The 18,062-nt window shown below is 43.1% G+C and carries 14 protein-coding genes and 1 pseudogene; 9 read left to right on the top strand and 6 right to left on the bottom strand.

Annotated elements, in window-relative coordinates; genetic code table 11:
* Positions 1-255 precede the first annotated feature (255 nt).
* Complete coding sequence (locus V7K56_RS20465) at positions 256-2,415, bottom strand: protein phosphatase 2C domain-containing protein (RefSeq protein ID WP_334913017.1); 2,160 nt, start codon at positions 2,413-2,415, stop codon at positions 256-258.
* Between the two features lie 255 nt (positions 2,416-2,670).
* Here V7K56_RS20465 and V7K56_RS20460 point away from each other — a divergent pair, with 255 nt between their 5' ends.
* The 3 genes from V7K56_RS20460 (at position 2,671) to V7K56_RS20450 (ending at position 8,920) form a co-directional block, all read left to right on the top strand.
* Positions 2,671-3,105, top strand: a complete 435-nt coding sequence (locus V7K56_RS20460; protein WP_334913015.1) for an NfeD family protein — start codon at positions 2,671-2,673, stop codon at positions 3,103-3,105.
* 173 nt (positions 3,106-3,278) lie between these two features.
* Positions 3,279-4,286, top strand: a complete 1,008-nt coding sequence (locus V7K56_RS20455; protein ID WP_334913013.1) for an SPFH domain-containing protein — start codon at positions 3,279-3,281, stop codon at positions 4,284-4,286.
* Between the two features lie 164 nt (positions 4,287-4,450).
* Positions 4,451-8,920 carry an NACHT and WD40 repeat domain-containing protein gene (locus V7K56_RS20450; protein ID WP_334913011.1) on the top strand — a complete coding sequence of 1,490 codons (4,470 nt, stop codon included), beginning with the start codon at positions 4,451-4,453 and terminating at the stop codon, positions 8,918-8,920.
* A gap of 68 nt (positions 8,921-8,988) precedes the next feature.
* Here V7K56_RS20450 and V7K56_RS20445 read toward each other — a convergent pair whose 3' ends face one another.
* The 3 genes from V7K56_RS20445 to V7K56_RS20435 form a co-directional block, all read right to left on the bottom strand.
* Positions 8,989-9,495, bottom strand: a complete 507-nt coding sequence (locus V7K56_RS20445; RefSeq protein ID WP_334913009.1) for a hypothetical protein — start codon at positions 9,493-9,495, stop codon at positions 8,989-8,991.
* 137 nt (positions 9,496-9,632) lie between these two features.
* Entirely contained in the window at positions 9,633-11,162 is a 1,530-nt protein-coding gene (locus V7K56_RS20440) for a bifunctional aminoglycoside phosphotransferase/ATP-binding protein (protein WP_334913008.1), read from the bottom strand.
* A gap of 290 nt (positions 11,163-11,452) precedes the next feature.
* Positions 11,453-11,929: a hypothetical protein gene (locus V7K56_RS20435; RefSeq protein WP_334913006.1), complete on the bottom strand. Its 477-nt coding sequence runs from the start codon at positions 11,927-11,929 to the stop codon at positions 11,453-11,455.
* A gap of 103 nt (positions 11,930-12,032) precedes the next feature.
* On the opposite strand from V7K56_RS20435, the gene V7K56_RS20430 reads away from it, so the two are divergent.
* From V7K56_RS20430 to V7K56_RS20415, 4 genes are all read left to right on the top strand, one after another.
* On the top strand, positions 12,033-12,695 hold the full coding sequence (locus V7K56_RS20430) for a DJ-1/PfpI family protein (protein WP_334913004.1): 663 nt from the start codon (positions 12,033-12,035) through the stop codon (positions 12,693-12,695).
* A 10-nt stretch (positions 12,696-12,705) separates the two neighbouring features.
* Positions 12,706-13,134 (top strand): DUF6220 domain-containing protein, encoded by a 429-nt coding sequence (locus V7K56_RS20425; protein ID WP_334913002.1) that lies wholly within the window; start codon positions 12,706-12,708, stop codon positions 13,132-13,134.
* Between the two features lie 9 nt (positions 13,135-13,143).
* On the top strand, positions 13,144-13,581 hold the full coding sequence (locus tag V7K56_RS20420) for a 2TM domain-containing protein (RefSeq protein WP_334913000.1): 438 nt from the start codon (positions 13,144-13,146) through the stop codon (positions 13,579-13,581).
* A gap of 231 nt (positions 13,582-13,812) precedes the next feature.
* A complete protein-coding gene (locus tag V7K56_RS20415) occupies positions 13,813-14,454 on the top strand; it encodes an HD domain-containing protein (RefSeq protein WP_334912998.1) in 642 nt (213 codons plus the stop codon).
* Between the two features lie 727 nt (positions 14,455-15,181).
* Here V7K56_RS20415 and V7K56_RS20410 read toward each other — a convergent pair.
* Both V7K56_RS20410 and V7K56_RS20405 read right to left on the bottom strand, forming a co-directional pair.
* Positions 15,182-15,799 (bottom strand): 50S ribosomal protein L25/general stress protein Ctc, encoded by a 618-nt coding sequence (locus tag V7K56_RS20410; protein ID WP_334912996.1) that lies wholly within the window; start codon positions 15,797-15,799, stop codon positions 15,182-15,184.
* 80 nt (positions 15,800-15,879) lie between these two features.
* A complete protein-coding gene (locus V7K56_RS20405) occupies positions 15,880-17,223 on the bottom strand; it encodes an adenylosuccinate synthase (RefSeq protein WP_334912994.1) in 1,344 nt (447 codons plus the stop codon).
* A gap of 118 nt (positions 17,224-17,341) precedes the next feature.
* Here V7K56_RS20405 and V7K56_RS20400 point away from each other — a divergent pair, with 118 nt between their 5' ends.
* Together V7K56_RS20400 and V7K56_RS20395 are read left to right on the top strand one after the other, a co-directional pair.
* A complete protein-coding gene (locus tag V7K56_RS20400; RefSeq protein WP_442940117.1) occupies positions 17,342-17,593 on the top strand; it encodes a Uma2 family endonuclease in 252 nt (83 codons plus the stop codon).
* Positions 17,594-17,754: 161 nt separating this feature from the next.
* Positions 17,755-17,967 (top strand): annotated as a pseudogene (locus tag V7K56_RS20395) (Uma2 family endonuclease); the annotation flags it as partial.
* Positions 17,968-18,062: the final 95 nt, after the last annotated feature.

Raw genomic sequence — 18,062 nt, 5'->3', positions numbered from 1 at the left:
ACTTTCTTTTCTATCACTCTGAATGTACAAGTAGTTCTTATTAAGATTGCAATATTTCTCATCAACATTACAACATCCATAAGGAATATTGTAATATTTCTCATCAACATTACAATATACCTTATCAATATTGGAATATTCCTCATCAAGATTACGACATTTATAAGGAACATTGTAATATTCCTCATCAACATTACAATATTCCTTATCAATGCTGGAATATTTCTTATCAACATTAGAATATTTTGGTATAACCTATTTCCCAGTCGGACAAACTGATTGCATTTTTTGGGGAAGTTGCCGACACATCTGCTGAAATCCTTGAGGATTAATTTGCCACCAAGCAAATAATCCTAGACCTGTACCCCCCACAAGTAACGCTAACACTCCCCCCAGCATTACCAAACGTTTACCCCGCTTCGGTTTTGTAATTAAAGTTGGTGGAACTTCTGGGCTAAGGGGTGGTTCTTCTGAAAGATCCAAATCTAGATCCAAATCTGGCAAAGTTTGCGAACTTTCTGTAAAAGAAGTTGGTTCTTCTAATTCTTCTAGTTCTTCTAGTTCCTCTGGTTCTTCTTCCTGTATTTCTGCTTCTATAATCTCTTCTGGCAACGCCAAAGTCACAGGTACTAAATATTCTGGAGAGACACGGTAATAAGTGAGAACAACCGATGTATTATCATGCCCATTTTTTTCGTTTGCCAAGTTAATCCAGTTGCGGACAGCATCTTCAACTGTCATTTGCCCTGTTAACACGGGTATTGCATAATCTTGCCAAGATTGTTCCACCCAGTTGCGATCGCTTAAACCATCAGAACACAGTAGCAAAATGCCATCTTCTTCTAAAATAAATCGCTGAACCTTGAGACGCAAAGATTCTGAATCTCTTGTCCCCAATGCTTGAGTTAAAGCATTAGCATCTGGTCTAAAAAGTGCCTTTCGATACAAGCTTTTAGCAAGGCGTACTTCTCGCGTTGCCACATCATCATCTACTGTCAGTAGCTGGCAATAATTGCGAGTAATCCAATAGGCACGGCTATCACCAACATTAGCCAAGTAAAGCTCATGGGTATTATTTGATTGCCACCCAGTACTTGTCTGGACTTGTTGTGGAACTTGCAACGCCATGACAATAGTTGTAGCCATGCGTTCTCTGCCCTGGCGTTTTTGTTCGTTATTGCGGGCACAAATTAGATTATTTACCACCCGTAAGCTTGCTTCTAATTGTTCTTGCAACAACTCAGGTGGAAAAAGTACAGTTTGTTCTGTCACCTCAGTTAGTAAAGCGCGAATTTGCAACTTTACAGACTGCACTGCCAACTGACTCGCAACCTCACCGCCTTCATGTCCGCCAATACCATCGCAAACAATCGACAAGCGGCGCAATAAAGGTTCATCGAAAGCGGCGGGAAACTCCATCCCCTTGTGGGTGGAGACGGGCAGTTGCCCCACCGCTTGGGGCATTGGGGAAGGTGGGGTCCCCTCTGGGGATAAGGGGTAATGGGCATTGGTAACTTCTTCCCCATGCCCAAAAACTCCATCCACAAAGGGATGGAGTTTTTTATCTAAATCACTCAAACTATTGGGATAGCAAGCATCTTCATTTTGCGCCATCATTGGGCCAATATCTGTAGAGCCTGCCACCTTTAAAACTAATGGCAATTCTGCCGCAGCTGCTAGTAGTAAATTATTGAGTTGAATATTAATCGCCTCTAACTCAATCTCAGTTTCACACATCTGCTGGACAATGTTCTGTAACGCTTTAGCTACTGATGCTTTTGCAGAAAATACCCAAAACTGCCAACATTTCCCCAGATTTTGTAAACTCAGCTTTTCATCGGCTGGTGTTTGGTAGAGTTGCAACAGTCGCACACACCAACCTTCGACTCTCAAGTTGTCTGCTACTAGTAAACTGCGGCTAAATCCTAATTCTGCTAGAGGTATCCAAAGTTGGAGAATTTGCCACAACCAATAAACTTGTCGTACTGCCGTGGCTTCCTGCCATGCCTCAACAATAGTTGGATAGATATTTCCTGTTTTATCTATTGGCGCATTTTCCAATAAGAGAATATTATTTGTATCTTCCTTGAGGTTACTAGCAAACCCATAAGCTTGGGGCAGATGCAACCGCTCTTGATATAACTGTAAATAAGGAATTACTTCCGTTGGCAATTCTTCAGGTACATCTGGCGGCAGTCCCGGTTGAGTATCCAGCCAAATCTGTTGTTTAATTACTTCATACCTATCTGCTACCTTTGTGCCTGGTGGGATTTGAGCAGACAATGAGCCAGTCGCCCACAGATAGCGGTGAACTAAAGGAGTTTGGCAACTGGCACAAACGCTATCTCCCATCGGATTAATGGGGCTATTACAGCGTGGATTTATACAAAAAATTATTAGTTGAGTAGAAATCATAAAACAGAAGTCGGAAGTCAGAATTCTTTTTTATACATGAACTTCGATTAACTTTAGCTGGCAATGAATTAAAGCTAGAATAAACTAAACTTATGTACCTGAACTTGTGTACTGCTAGTTACACTTTAATTACTGAAATTAAGCAAGATTGTTAGTATAAATACTCAGTTTTGTTTTCTGTAAATAACTTACGTCTGGCTGTATCTAATCGTAGAAATGCATTTACGTCAATAATGTAGAGACTAGGATGGCGCTATGCCAAGTTTTACCTTAATCTGGCTGATGGCAGGAGCAGTTTTGTGTTTAACAGAACTGTTCTTACCATCAGCGTTTGTCGCCTTCATGATGGGAATTAGCGCTTTTGTGGTGGCGCTGCTGTCTGGAGTGGGTATGGGAAGTGTATGGTTGCAAATTATGGTTTGGCTTTTGCTTTCCACAGCCCTAATCGTGCTTTCTCGTCGGTTTTTGCAACCAAGACAACGCAAATCAAAAATTCGGGATGCAGTCATAGCTGAAACCTTAACAGAAATTCTGCCTGGAAAAACAGGGCGAGTGCGGTATGAGGGAAATTCTTGGCAAGCAAGATGTGACGATGACAAATTTACCATACTACCCCATCAAAGAGTTTATGTAGTTAGGAGGGAAGGTACTACTTTGATTGTTGTACCGGAAAATCTGTTGAATTCTTAAGTATTTGTCATTTGTCAAAATTCAATAGTTCTTCTGACCGAAGTAAAAAAGGATGCAAGCTATTAAATTTATTTATGGAGATTATTAATTTTGAATTTTGAATTCCCCGTTCGCGTAGCGTCTCGCAGAGAAGGGGTGCACTCCCTTTATTAATAAAAATTAGGAGATTTACAATGGAACAGTTTTTTTTACTAGTATTTTTAGCTCTTGGTGGTTCTGCTGTCGCAAGTTCGGTAAAAGTCGTTAATCAGGGCAATGAAGCTTTGGTGGAAAGATTGGGTAGTTATAACAAAAAACTGGAACCAGGACTAAACTTAGTCATTCCTTTTGTAGATAGAGTTGTCTACCGAGAAACTATCAAAGAAAAAGTCTTAGATATTCCTCCTCAACAGTGCATTACTCGCGACAACGTTGGCATTGAGGTAGATGCTGTGTTTTACTGGCGCATCGTGGATATGGAAAAAGCCTGGTACAAGGTAGAAAATCTCCAGTCGGCAATGATAAATATGGTGCTAACTCAAATTCGCGCTGAAATGGGGCAACTGGAGTTGGATCAAACTTTTACTGCTCGTTCCCATATCAGTGAGCTTTTATTACGGGATTTGGATGTTGCTACCGATCCTTGGGGTGTAAAAGTGACACGGGTAGAACTGCGAGATATTATTCCGTCTCAGGCAGTGCGAGAATCGATGGAATTGCAAATGTCAGCAGAACGACGCAAACGGGCAGCAATTTTAACTTCTGAAGGCGATCGCGAAGCTGCTGTCAATAGCGCCAGAGGTAAAGCTGACGCGCAAATCCTGGATGCGGAAGCTCGTCAAAAATCGGTAATTTTACAAGCGGAAGCCGAACAAAAGGCGATCGTTCTGAAAGCTCAAGCAGAACGTCAGCAACAGGTTTTGAAAGCCCAGGCGATCGCAGAGTCATCAGAAATTATTGCCCAAAAGCTCCACAATAACCCCAATGCCAATAAAGCAGTGGAAGTATTATTTGCCTTGGGTTATCTCGATATGGGCGCGACAATTGGTAAAAGCGATAGCAGCAAGGTGATTTTTATAGATCCGCGTTCCATTCCTGCTGCTTTAGAGGGCATACGTTCTGTCGTTTCAGATGGTCAGGTTAACTCTAACGAATTGTTTTCTAAACAAATCCCAGGTTTAGAAAATAACCGCTCTAGTTAAGAATGGGGAATGGGGAGCAGGGGAGCAGAGGAGACAGGGGGACAAGGGGGACAAATCAATTCAAAATTCAAAATTCAAAATTCAAAATTAAAGAACTTTTGCCTCCTGCCTCTTCTTTTTCCATGCCCAATGCCCCATGCCCCATTCCCAATGACTAATGACTAATGATGATAATTAACCCAGAACAGGTCATCAACGCTATTCTTGCGATCGCTAATCCTTTAATTAAGGAAAAAATTCAGCGCAATGAGACTGTAATTAAATTACTTCAGCAGTTTAACCTCGATCCAGAGCATCCACCAGCGGATTTTAGTGGGGTTTATGCTTATGCACTGGTAGAGTACGGTGTTGGGAAACCCAAGCCTTTGTTAGAACTTTTTCGCCAAGAAGCAATAAAACAGGCTTTCCGCAAAGCATTTGACCATAATAACCCCTCAATTTTGCTTTCTGAGGTTGATGCTTGGGTTGATACCTACGCGTTGGGTGATGACATTAGAAGTTTGGGAATTGACATTAGACGGGAAATTGCCGCGTTTTATATTGTGTTTGCGGAAGTTGCTAAACGCACTCGCAACCCGGCAGATACACTTATGAGTCAACAAATTGGCTCTTTGCAAAAACGCATTGCAAATATCCAAGAACTACTCGACAGGTTGCCGACGCTGGAAGGTATTCGGGCAGAAATAGCACGGTTGGCACAAAATTCCCCCGCACTACTGGAGGCTGAAACACACACCGAAAATCAATGTCGAGCCATAGCTTTAGCCCAACAAATGCGCGGCTGGTTTGAAACCTTGGGCTACCGCTTTGAAAAGTATGAAGTTTGGGGTGATTCATATTTTGAGTGGATTATTAATGTACCAACTCGGCGTAACCGATATGACCGCATCCTAATCCGGGGAATTGAGGGGGAAGTTGGACTCAAGGATGTAGCTGTTTTGCGTTCTTCTGTGGAGCAGCAGAGAACTGATGAAGGTTGGTTAGTAACAGCCAGACGGATTGCACGCGCGGCGCGGAATGAGGTGGAAAAAGAGGAAAATCGCCACTTAGGTTGTTATACTTTTGACGAACTCATTGACCAAGATGCTGATTTTAGCGATTATCTCGATTGGTTAGAAGCAGAAATTACCCGGCGGCAAATAGATACAAAATATGTTCCTTTAGCCTGCACAAAAGAGGAAATTGACCCCGATACTAAGCAGCGCATCGGTATTAGTCATTATAGCGATCGCGATGGTTGGATTGATGGTTATATTGATGTCTGGTTGGACGATCCCGCCAAAGAGCATATTTCTATACTAGGAGAATTTGGTACGGGGAAAACCTGGTTTGCTTTCCATTATGCTTGGGTGGCATTGCAACGTTACCGAGATGCTCAAAAACGCGGTGTTGAGCGTCCCCGTTTGCCTTTGGTAATTACGCTACGAGATTTTGCCAAAGCGATAAATGTTGAGAACGTCTTGGCGGGGTTCTTTTTTACACAACATAATATTCGTTTAACTAGCGAAGTATTTGACCAGTTGAACGGCATGGGCAAATTGCTGCTAATTTTTGATGGTTTTGACGAAATGGCAGCAAAAGTTGACCGTCAGCAGATGATTAATAACTTTTGGGAACTGGCGAAAGTGGTGGTTCCCGGTGCTAAGGTTGTCTTGACTTGTCGCACCGAACATTTTCCCGACGCTAAGGAAGGACGCGCTTTACTTAATGCCGAGTTGCAAGCTTCTACCAAGCAGTTGACGGGGGAAACACCCCAGTTTGAAGTGTTGGAACTGGAAAAATTTAACGACGAGCAAATTCGGCTGGTGTTGTCGCACCAAACAGAAACTGCAACGGTTGAACAAGTAATGGGAAATCCGCAATTATTGGATTTAGCCCGTCGTCCGGTGATGACAGAGTTAATTTTGGAAGCTTTGCCAGATATTGAGGCGGGTAAACCTGTGGATATGTCGCGGGTTTACTTGTACGCGGTGCGGCGGAAAATGGAACGGGATATTAAGAGCGATCGCACCTTTACTTCTTTGGCAGAAAAGCTATACTTTTTGTGCGAACTTTCTTGGGAAATGCTGTCTACTGACCAAATGAGCCTCAATTATCGGCTGTTCCCTGACAGAATTCGGCGGTTATTTGGTTCGGTGGTGCAAGAAGAGAAGGATTTAGACCACTGGCATTATGACATGATGGGGCAAACAATGCTCATTCGCAATGCTGATGGTGATTATACTCCAGCGCATCGGTCTTTGTTAGAGTTTTTTGTAGCGTATAAATTTGCGGCAGAGTTGGGAGCGTTGGCGAGTGATTTTACGGAGTTAGCGCGGGTGCGATTCCAGATAAATCATGATGTTGCGCCTGTTGATTATAGTTGGTCTTCTTGTTTCAGCCGTCAGGTAGATGCATCTGGGGAGATTTTGCCAACTGCGGCATTGAAGGGATTTATAAGCGAATCGTTGGAGAAGTTGAGGGTGACTTTTGGTAAAGCACCTTTGACGAAAGCGGTGATGGACTTGCTGGTGGGGATGATTGATGTTGAGGCTAAGGAGTCGGTAATTAAGATTATTGAGGGAACGCGAGGGAAAAGTGAGGATGAGGTTGATTATGTTGGGGGGAATGCAGCGACAGTCTTAGTGAAGGTGGATAGGACGGCATTAGAAGGTAAAGATTTAAACGGTGCGGTGATTAAAGGGGCTGATTTTAGTAGCGTGAGTTTGCGAGGTCTTACACTCACCAAAGCAAGTTTAAATGAAAGTTTTTTTACCCAAGTCTTGGGAAGAGTTTTATCAGTAGCATTTAGCCCTGATGGTAAGTTATTTGCTACAGGAGAAGTAAATTGTTCAATTCGCTTATGGCAAGTTGAAAACAGTAAGCATATTTCAACATTGCAAGATCATACAGATTGGGTACGTTCGGTAGCTATTAGTAATGATGGCAAATTTCTAATTAGTGGTAGTGATGATAAAACCGTAAAAATCTGGGATATAAGTAAAGGTAAATGCTTAAGAACTTTACAAGGACATACCAGTCGAGTCTACTCTGTAGCAATTACCTCTGATACGTCAATTGTGATTAGTGGTAGCAATGACAGAACACTAAAAGTTTGGAACACACATACAGGAGAATGTTTAAGAACTCTACAAGGACATTCAAAAACAGTTTACTCAGTTGCAATTCATTCTGATAGTTCAATAGTAGCAAGTGGTAGTTGGGATGAAACAATAAAAGTATGGAACTTCCAAACAGGTGAATGCTTAAAGACTTTGCATGGACACACAGGTCGGATATTATCTGTGGCAATCGCCTCTAATGGAATAAAACTTATTAGTGGTGGTGATGACACAATAATTAAGCTGTGGAACATTAGTACCGGAGAATGCGAGAAAATTTTCCAAGGGCATACTAATAAAATACTATCAATAACCTTTAGCTCTGATGATAAAACTATAATTAGTAGTGGCGTTGACCAAACTGTAAAGATTTGGAATATCAATACAAAAAAATGCCTAAAAATATTACAAGGACATCAAAATTCTATTTGGGCAGTAGATATCAGTCCTGATGCTAACACTATAGTTAGTGCTAGTAGTGATTCAACAATAAAATTTTGGGATACTTCTACAGGAGAATATTTTAACACTGTACATGGACATACTAGTATGGTTTATTCTGTATCTTTAAGTAAAGATAATAGAATTTTAGCTAGTAGTGGAGATGATGGTCAAATAAAAATTTGGGATGTCAAAACTGGAAACTATCTTAGAAGTTTGCAAGGACATAATAGTCGAGTGTGGTCAGTAGCAATTAACTCCGAATGTACCCTTTTAGCTAGCGGTGGTGGTGGTGACAGTACAGTCAGGCTTTGGGATATTCATACAGGAAAGTGCTGGACTATTATGGGAGAACAAAAAGGACAATATAATAGCTCAATATATTCAGTAGCTATCAGTCCTGATAGTAGACTTATAGCTGCTGGTACTGGGGAGAGTACAGTAAAACTATGGAATATTATTACTGGTGAATGTATTCATAATCTACAGGGTCACACAGGTAGAGTATGGTCAGTGGCAATTAGTTATAATAATGCAGTTCTAGCTAGTTGCAGTGATGATCAAACAGTCAGATTGTGGGATATCCATACAGGGGAATGTCTTAATATTCTGCAAGCACATGACAGTTCTGTCAATTCTATATTATTTAGTCTTGATGGGAAAACTTTATTTAGTAGCAGTGACGACCAAACAATCAAAATATGGGATATCGAGAGCAGGAAGTGCTTGAAGATATTACAAGGACATACTAATCGAGTGTTATCAATGGCTATTGTTAACGATTTAGTTATAGTTAGTAGCAGTTCTGACCAAACTATTAAACTCTGGGATATCTACACAGGAGAATGTTTAAAAACTCTCCAAGGACATAATAATTCAGTTTGGTCAGTTACAGTTAGTAATGATGGCGCAACTATAATAAGTGGTAGTTGGGATGAAACAATTAAGTTTTGGGATGTTCAATCGGGTAATTGTTTCAAGACACTTGACAACAAACCCTATGCTGGCATGAATATCACAGGCGTTAAAGGTTTAACCTCAGCCCAAATTGCCACTCTCAAAACGTTAGGTGCAGTGGAAAATGTGGAATAGTTTTTAGGCGATACTTGACGGTAAGCTAATGCCCAATTCCCAATGCCCAATGCCCAATGCCTAAATTATTACCTTTCCCAAAATCTGAAATTGAAAGCACTTCCAGGAGCGCGGCGGTAACGGCGACCGACTCTTCTAATTTGCCGTTTGTTGATTCTTTCATTTGTTGGTTCAACTTCGGTCTCTTCTGATTCTTCAACTTGCAACTGAGTTCTAGTTTCTTCCTTACTTCCCCACCAAGCAGTAATCCAGCCTCCAGCTAAAGCGCCTAATCCACCTAGCAAAATACTCATAGGTGCTGGATAGCCCAAATATACAAAGCCCAGCATGAAAAATAACCAGTATTTCAGTCCTGCATCAACACCATCAGAGGAAGCAACAGCTGGAGCCTGGGGGCTATTATCGGTTAAATTTGCGATCCAGCTTAAGATGAAACCGCCCATGATTCCTAAGAAGATGCTCAGGGCTGGTGCAGAGCCTGTCATTATTAATATAAGTGTTAAAAATGCCCCAAATAATAGTTGAGAAAAGAAACCAGGAGAAATACTGAATAAGTCGTTCTTTTTGTCTGCCATAAAATAAAAAACTTATTTAACTAATTACTAATGACGCTCTCTACGAGACGCTAAAAGCGTAGCTTGCTTCTCTGAAAGAGTGCGCGGACTCCTAACGCTACGCTAACGTAATTCGTAATTTTCAATTCAATTACGAATTATTTTAATTGTGCCTGTTGTGGCTGAGTTGTATCCCAAATCTTTACATAAGGTTGTTCCTCTTCAGTAAAAGGTTCAGCTTGTTTGATTTGTGAGGCTAATAAATCGGCGGTGGCATCAGCAATATCGCCAGTGCGATTGTTCAAACGCTCTTTTAGAACTTCAAGCGGTGCTGTGCATTGAATAATCTGAAGGATAAGTTGATGTTTTGTAGCTTGTGCGATCGCTTCTTGCCGTAATTGTTGTTTATCATACTTGGCATCTAAAATTACCGAAAAACCTTGTTTAGCCAGGATAATCCCCAATGACAACAGCCGTGTGTAAGTTTTCTCGGTCATCTCCGGTGTATACAAATCATCGCCACCCTTTTCCCACAAAGGAATTCCCCCTAAATGCTTCCGCACCGCATCAGAACGCAGGTGAATCGCTCCTTGTTGACGGGCTAAAGACCTTGCTGTAGTACTTTTGCCAGAACCCGACAACCCCGACATCAAAATTAGTTGTCCCAAGTTTGGTTTAGTGTATTCCCAAGCCTGTTTGTAATAGTCAGCGGCAGTTTTTGTTGATTCTTCTTTTACCATCGCGGGTACACTCGGATCGTCTAGCAAAAATGATGTCACCTTTGCTCGGACATAAGCCTGACGACTTAAATACAAGGGCAGCACTTGTAAGCCTTCCCAGTCTCCAGTTTGCTCTATATAGGCATTCAAAAATGCATTACCCAAGTCTTTACGCTGGCGAGCTTCCAAATCCATCACCGTAAATGCCACATCGTACATCACATCGACAAAGCGAAACGGCTCATTAAATTCAATGCAATCGAACAATAAAATTTTATCGTGCCAAAGGGCAATATTTCTTAGGTGTAAGTCTCCGTGACATTCACGAATATAATTGTTGTGAATTCTGCTGGCAAATAATTCTGGACGTTCGGCAAAAAAGTTATCTGTATATTGCTTTGTTTCTGTAAATTGCGCCTGAGTCTGGGGGCCACCAATATACTTTTCAGTTTGCTGATAATTCTCATTAATGGCAGCCCGAATATTTGGCACTTCGCCAAAAGTGCGAATGTAATCATTAGTCTGTGCTTCGGCATGATATTGAGCAACCACACGTCCTAACTCATCTAGGAGTGTCTCATTTAACTTACCCTGTTCAAACAGTGTACTTAATAGCGACTCTTCAGGAAACTGACGCATCTTCAGCGTGTATTCTACAGGCTCAACAGTTCCCCCTAACTGGTATTGCTCCCCTACCAGAGTTATGGGCAAAACTTCTAAATACAGTTCACCAGCACCCCGCTGATTTAACCGTAACTCTTCCTGACAAAAATGCTGCCGCTTATCTAAGGTAGAAAAGTCCAAAAAGCCAAGATTCACAGTTTTTTTCAGTTTATAGGCGTAATCTCCAGTCAACAGCACATAAGAAATGTGAGTTTGAATTAGTTGAATGGGTTCTGTTACCGGATGGGGATAAAATCCCGGTTGCAACATTTGTTCAATAAAAGCTGGAAGAGTTACTTCTGTCATCTCTTTGCTCTGCGGGTTCAAATACAAAAAAACCAGGAGTTTCCCTCTGGCTATCATCAAGAATTATTACACAATTTACCAATTGAGTGCTGATAAGCTAATGCGCTTACATATTGCGCTACTTTCTGTGAAGACTGTCATTAGTCATTGGTCATTGGTCAATTGAGAATGATCAGGACTTACGCAAAAATAACGTAATTTCGTCATTACGAGCTATGGCGAAGTAATCCCCCCTGACCGAAAACGAAAAGTATACAAGCCCAAGCCCCTAAATTTATTTATGGGGATCATTAATTTTGAATTTTGAATTTTGAATTCGGAGCGTTCGGTTTTGCGTTTGAGGGTAATGCTCGAAATAAATAAATCCAGCCGCCACGTTCTAGGATTAAGCGCCAAACCCTTGGCTGCTGTGTATTGCTGATATCATTATCTTCTCTGCCTCGCAAGTCGTCGAATAGACCTCGATGCCTCCGGCGGGCTACGCCAACGCCAATAATGCGATAACCTTTCAAAGATGGATCTGCAAATATATCATCAAGTTTGCGTCCCATAGCAAACTTTTCTTCAGGTGTAATTAAGGCTACAACAGGTAAGGTGGAGTTTTGACCAGCGTCTCGTTGTGCATCTGCGATGCCTTGCCAACGAGCTAACCAAAATATCACAATTAATACCCAGGATACTATGACTATCTCATTGACTAGCGATCGCAGGTCAGCTTCATCCTCGATCTGGTAAATAGCTTCAAACAAAAGCTCCAAAGAAGTCATTGTTGTGCCTCATAGAGTACTCGATCGAGTACTAGGCGTAGTCGGTTGCCACTTCTAGTATAAAGATAGATTTCATGGCAAGCGTTAATCGGAGAATTGATTCATGTCTAATTTGCAAAAGCACATCATTGGCTTGGTTATGTATCCCGGCATGACTGCGTTAGATATTGTTGGGCCCCAGCAAGTTTTCAGTGGGCTACCCCATGTCCAAATTCATCGCATCTGGAAAACGCTAGACCCGATCCAAACCGATGATGGCATGACGATCGTGCCCGACACCACCTTTGCAGATTGCCCGCTACTGGACGTGATTTGTATCGGCGGCGGCATGGGACAGCAAGCAGTTGTAGACGACCTGCAAGTGCTAGACTTTCTCCGTCAGCAAGGAAGCAGCGCCAAATTTGTTACCTCTGTCTGCGGTGGGTCTGAGTTTCTGGCAAAGGCAGGACTGCTCTACGGCTATCGCGCTGCAACACACTGGATGGCACGCCAACAGTTAGCTCTTTTGGGTGTTGAGGTTGGAACGGAGCGAGTCGTGATTGACCGCAATCGGATCACGGGTGGAGGAGTGACAGCAGGTATTGATTTTGGTCTAGTGCTTGCCAAAGCCCTCTACGGCGAGGAAACTGCCAAAATCACTCAACTACTAATGGAGTACGATCCCGCTCCGCCATTCGATGTTGGTTCACCTGAAAAAGCGGGATCTGAGTTGGTCAATCAGGCGATTGCCTATGCAATGGGGACGATGGGTTTAAAAGTAAAATAGGCAACTCGCTATGACTACAATTTCAGAAATTGATCGCGATCGCAGGTCTTTTGATTGGCTAGGAATCTGTTTTTATGGAACTGCAATCGTCTTTAACCTTTGCTTGGTTGCTCAGGTGATAACGGTTGGGATTGCCTATTTCACTGATCCTGCTTGGTGGACAATTCATGTGTGGCTGGTGCGGGGGTACAGCGGGCTGTCGTTACTGTTGCTGGGTGGAGCGTTGATGCTGCCAGTCTCAACTAGAATTCGATCGCTTGCTGTGAGTCTACCTGTGCTGCTGGGACTGCAATTTGCCAGCATTCATCTTAAGACTCCCCTCCATCTAGAAGTGCTTCATCCGCTGATTGGATTCACATTGTTCTATGTCTCCTCAAGCCTGGTGCATCATATATCGCGCGCTTTGTCCCCCGTCCATTCTCAAACTGAGAAGATTTGAGAGGTAGAAATGATGTCACAATTCCTAACCCGCTTGTATAGCCAGGAAGAGGTGCAACAAATTTTGAACATTGCGGTGGCGCAGCACTATACTTCAGAAACTGAGTTATCTTACGCTCAGTTGCTAGAAATTGTACAAGAACTCCAGATTCTTCCCGAAACCCTTGAACTTGCAGAAAACAAGTGGCTCAATCAGCAAGAAGCAACCGAGAACCGTCGAAAGTTTGATGCCAGTCAACGCTCAAGACTGCGAGCTAGAACGAGTAGATATATCATTATCAATGCCTGTTTGGTCGCAATAAACTTCTTAACCGGGTTCAGTGTTCCTTGGTCATTATACGTTTTGATTCTTTGGGGGATGGTTCGTGGTTTGGATACGTGGAGATTCTTCTACCAACCACAAGGTCAAGCCAATAGGCGAGTCTTCCAAAGCTGGAAGCACAAGTAAAATCGTGTCTCACGCCCAGAGACTAGAAGCTGATACTGCCTCGTTGTTTGAGTGCTCAATCATACAAGTTCCAATTGCGAACTTTATACTTCGCCTTTGTCTTCATGGTCAGATCTGTTGCCTTATTTTAGAGAATTGGTGTAAAATTTACCATTTTTTCCTATTCATGCAACAAAGCCGATCATTAATGCTGATGTTGAACCTGTTTTTTCGTTACTCAAGGAAGCAAATATGTCCTTAATTAGTCCCTTAACGAATCACTCAATTCCCGACAGTGAGATATGCAACAAAGCCACACAACTGGTTGCAGAAGTGTCTCCAAGCTTTTTGTGCCATCACTGCATTCGAACATTTCTGTTCGGTGATTTGCTCGGTCAACGCGACGGGGTAAAGTGTGATCGGGAGTTGCTCTACCTGGGTGCTGTGATGCACGACTTGGGGTTGAGCGATCGCTTTGAGGGGGAACAACGATTTGAAGTGGATGGAGCGGATGCGGCACGAGCCTTTGCTTTAAAACATGGTTTGTCTGACGAGAAAGCGGAAGTGGTTTGGGACGCAATTGCGCTTCACACCTCTGTGGGTATTGCCTCCCGGAAACAGCCAGAAATTGCGCTGGTACATTTGGGGGCAAGTGCAGATGTTTTGGGAATCAGGATTACTGACATTGCTTCAGAAACCGTAGAGCAAGTGATTGAAGCATACCCTCGGCTCGGCTTCAATACAGCGATGACCGAATTATTAACTAATCAAGTCAAACGAAAACCTCAGACGGCTGCATTAACCTGGTTAGCAGAAGTCGGTCGTAGTTGCGTACATGGATTTATCTCACCCAGTTGGAACGAGATGCTTGATCGCAGCCCATTTGCTGAGTGATGATCTCGAGGGGTTCTTGCGATCGCTCCGTTTGCTCTTAGCGTTCTTGTAGGGTAGCAATCCCAGACTTGACCAAATACTTTGATGTTGCTAACGACAACTTTTGCTAACACCCAATTAAAAACAGCTACCTCTGCGCTATTTTATGAAAAAAATTCTCACCAGTTTTTTGGCGTTGCTGATTGAAAGTATGAATTAGTCTCACGCAAAGACGCAAAGGCGCAAAGAATCGTTGTTTAGTTATATCAAAAATGTCAATTCATACTCTGATTCAGCAACGCCAGTTTTTTAGCTTTGGATGTTTGTCTGACGCCTTTAACAGTAATGTTGATGGCTCATATCGTGTCCGGTTAAAAACTTATCATTAAGACCGCAGTTCTTGCTGGGAGCAGGGAGAAAGAGGATTTTCTGGTTTTTGCACAGATGCGCGAATTATAACTAATTAGGCGGACATGATATCAACCCACCTGGGGACAGACTCAAAATTTGCGATCCCAAGAAGCAGAAAGACTTAGGACTTACGCACAGGTAACAGAAGGCGATCGCTCAGGTGAAGCCACTACACTACTCAGCGCTTTGCTATACTTCTGTCATCTCTTTGCTCTGCGCTCTCTGCGCCTACCGAAGTTTTGATCGGCGGAAGCCGCCGCTCAAACTTCTCTGTGCGGGTTCAAATACAAAAAAACCAGGAGTTTCCCCCTGGCTATCATCAAAAATTATTACACACTTACGTAGCTTCAGAGGCTGTTTCACTCTCTAACTCAGCCTCATCTTCAGCAGCAGCGCTGATTTGAGGCTGCGAGACGCTAACTACAACTCGCTCCGTATCACCAAGAACTGTGACACCTTGAGGCAAGACTAACTCGTGAACACGCAAGCTATCTCCAATTTTCAGGTTAGAGACATCAATTTCAATTATTTCCGGGATGTTTTCTGGCGCACAGCTCACTTGCAACTCAGTGATAACAGTGTCTAAAAAACCACCTTCTTGTTTAACACCAACAGCACTTCCCACAAAACGCAGTGGTACTTCTACAGTGGTGTCGCCGTGACCAGCAACTGCAAAAAAGCTGAGGTGGTAAGGCGTACCTTTTGCGGGGTGAATCTGAAGTTCCCGCAGTAAGGTTTTACCGCGCCAAGGTGCATCGGTAATGTTTAAATCAATCAAGGTATTATTGACGGAAGCTCTCTTGAGCAAGCGCTCAACAGTCTTGGCATCAATGGTAAAAGAAATGGATTCTGTACCCTTATGACCATACAAATTGGCAGGTATGAGTCCAGAACGGCGCAAAGCTTTTGGCTTGCTGCCTTCTGGACGTTTTTGAGATTCGACTGTAATAGCCATAAAAGTTGTCCTTTGTCAGTTGTCATTAAATCCTAGTACTCAGCACGGGCTAAACGCCCCGCTACCGCTAACAGCACTCACTAAGCACTAAGTAGGGTAGCAGGTGTGCCGTCAGGGTGCAATAAAGCGCGTTTGGGCCCGTGGATGGGGTCTTCTACGATTATGGTTTGATCGCGGCTGGCTCCTAGTGAGACGATCGCGATCGGAACTTCCATCAATTCGGCTAAGAATTTTAGATAGTCCAATGCTGCTTTTGGTAAGTCTTCCAGGGTGCGGCAGTGGGTTGTTGACACTTTCCACCCCGGTAAGGTTTTGTAGATGGGGCGACATCTAGCAAATTGACGAGAACTTCTGGGGAAGTGTTCGCTGCGTTGACCATCTATGTTATATGCGACACAAACTTGAATTTCCTCTAATTCATCGAGAACATCCAGTTTGGTCAGCGCCATACAATCCATGCCATTAATCCGCACGGCATAGCGACCGATGACGGCATCAAACCAGCCACAGCGCCGTTTGCGTCCGGTGGTTGTGCCAAATTCCGCACCGCGATCGCACAATAGTTCTCCTAACTTTCCATCCAATTCAGTGGGAAATGGCCCCTCTCCCACACGGGTTGTATAGGCTTTCGACACCCCGATTACCCGGTCAATCATTGTCGGCCCTGCCCCAGTACCAACACAAGCCCCACCCGCCACTGGGTTAGAGGAGGTGACATAGGGATAAGTTCCATGATCTAAGTCTAGGAGCGTACCTTGTGCGCCTTCAAACAAAATATTGCGCCGTCGCCAAATCGCATCAGATATTTTCAACGATGTATCAACAACGTAAGGTCGCAAGCGTTCTGCGTAGCCCAAATACTGTTCAATCACCTCTTGTGGATCTAGAGGCGGCAAGTTGTAAAGCTTTTCTAAAATGACGTTTTTATAATTAATCGTCCACTCTAACTGCTCGCGTAGCCCATCCGGCTCCATCAAGTCTAAAACTCGAATGCCTGTACGTTCAGATTTGTCAGCATAAGTCGGCCCAATGCCCCGACCTGTTGTGCCGATCTTATAGCTTCCCCGTCGTTCTTCAGATGCTTGGTCAATCAATCGATGATAAGGCATCGTTACGTGGGCTGTCTCAGATATCAGCAGGTGGTCAGTGGAAATATTTAACTCTTTTAGTTGGTCGAGTTCTGCGATCAAAATCTGTGGATCGATGACTGTGCCACAACCGATAATGCAATCGGTATTTGGATACAAAATCCCAGAGGGAATCAAGTGCAGTTTAAAGGTCTGACCTTTAACTACAATCGTGTGTCCAGCATTGACACCCCCTTGGTAACGCACGACAACATCTGCGGAACGGCTGAGTAAGTCAGTTATTTTACCTTTTCCTTCATCGCCCCATTGGGCACCTATGACAATGACGTTAGCCAAGAGCTTATCTTAAGAAGTAAAGTTTCCACAAACTATTATTATTAACATATTGCTTGAATCATGTCAAGCTAATTGTAGTAAGAGCGTACAGACGTGCGCCCCTACAGCAAATTACATTGTGGATCTATCATGTCACCCTGCTATGACAGCGATTACCATCAACTTTAATAACGTTATCAAACTTACCAATGACCAATTTTACCAACTGTGTCGGGATAATCCTGATGTCAAATTTGAGCGCAACGCCAAGGGAGAATTAATTGTAATGCCACCAACAGGAGGAGAAACTGGAAAATGCAATGCCAAACTTACTACCCGATTTGTCTTATGGAACGAACAAACCCAACTAGCGGGACTTAAACATTTTTGAGGAATAAATAAACCTCAAACCCTTGCGGGGTAAGGGAAATACACCAAATGTCCGAAAACGCCTGAAACCCAGATATATTAACAAACCAAGCAAAACAATGTCAAAACCCTTTGAGATATACGTTTGAGGTCATTTTATCGGTGTTTTTTGCCTAAGTCCCACTAGGAGAAGTATTCGATTCTTCCACTTGCTTTAAACTTCCCAACGGCCCAGACCGTTCCCCCGATGTATCCTGGATACAGTTAGAAAGATGGAATGCACTCAGTCGCGAACAGCGCGAGAAATTTCCTCCCATAGCTCCTGATTTTGTTTTAGAGCTAATGTCTCCATCTGATAGCTTGAGCCAGACGCAAGCCAAGATGGGCGAATATATGAGACTTGTCGGGAAATAAGAGAGAATAGACAGCAGTGGTAGGGAAGGATGATGCTGAATATTGAAGGTGCGCTGAAGCAAGACCGACTGTTGAGG

It is taken from the genome of Nostoc sp., from assembly GCF_036917535.1.
Lineage (GTDB): Bacteria > Cyanobacteriota > Cyanobacteriia > Cyanobacteriales > Nostocaceae > Nostoc.
This window is presented reverse-complemented; position numbering and strand designations above follow the sequence as displayed.

What these genes read in the sequence shown, in the direction of transcription:
- V7K56_RS20465 (WP_334913017.1), bottom strand. Translation starts at nt 2,415, where the DNA reads ATGATTTCTACTCAACTAATAATTTTTTGTATAAATCCACGCTGTAAT.
- V7K56_RS20460 (WP_334913015.1), top strand. Translation starts at nt 2,671, where the DNA reads ATGCCAAGTTTTACCTTAATCTGGCTGATGGCAGGAGCAGTTTTGTGT.
- V7K56_RS20455 (WP_334913013.1), top strand. Translation starts at nt 3,279, where the DNA reads ATGGAACAGTTTTTTTTACTAGTATTTTTAGCTCTTGGTGGTTCTGCT.
- V7K56_RS20450 (WP_334913011.1), top strand. Translation starts at nt 4,451, where the DNA reads ATGATGATAATTAACCCAGAACAGGTCATCAACGCTATTCTTGCGATC.
- V7K56_RS20445 (WP_334913009.1), bottom strand. Translation starts at nt 9,495, where the DNA reads ATGGCAGACAAAAAGAACGACTTATTCAGTATTTCTCCTGGTTTCTTT.
- V7K56_RS20440 (WP_334913008.1), bottom strand. Translation starts at nt 11,162, where the DNA reads ATGACAGAAGTAACTCTTCCAGCTTTTATTGAACAAATGTTGCAACCG.
- V7K56_RS20435 (WP_334913006.1), bottom strand. Translation starts at nt 11,929, where the DNA reads ATGACTTCTTTGGAGCTTTTGTTTGAAGCTATTTACCAGATCGAGGAT.
- V7K56_RS20430 (WP_334913004.1), top strand. Translation starts at nt 12,033, where the DNA reads ATGTCTAATTTGCAAAAGCACATCATTGGCTTGGTTATGTATCCCGGC.
- V7K56_RS20425 (WP_334913002.1), top strand. Translation starts at nt 12,706, where the DNA reads ATGACTACAATTTCAGAAATTGATCGCGATCGCAGGTCTTTTGATTGG.
- V7K56_RS20420 (WP_334913000.1), top strand. Translation starts at nt 13,144, where the DNA reads ATGATGTCACAATTCCTAACCCGCTTGTATAGCCAGGAAGAGGTGCAA.
- V7K56_RS20415 (WP_334912998.1), top strand. Translation starts at nt 13,813, where the DNA reads ATGTCCTTAATTAGTCCCTTAACGAATCACTCAATTCCCGACAGTGAG.
- V7K56_RS20410 (WP_334912996.1), bottom strand. Translation starts at nt 15,799, where the DNA reads ATGGCTATTACAGTCGAATCTCAAAAACGTCCAGAAGGCAGCAAGCCA.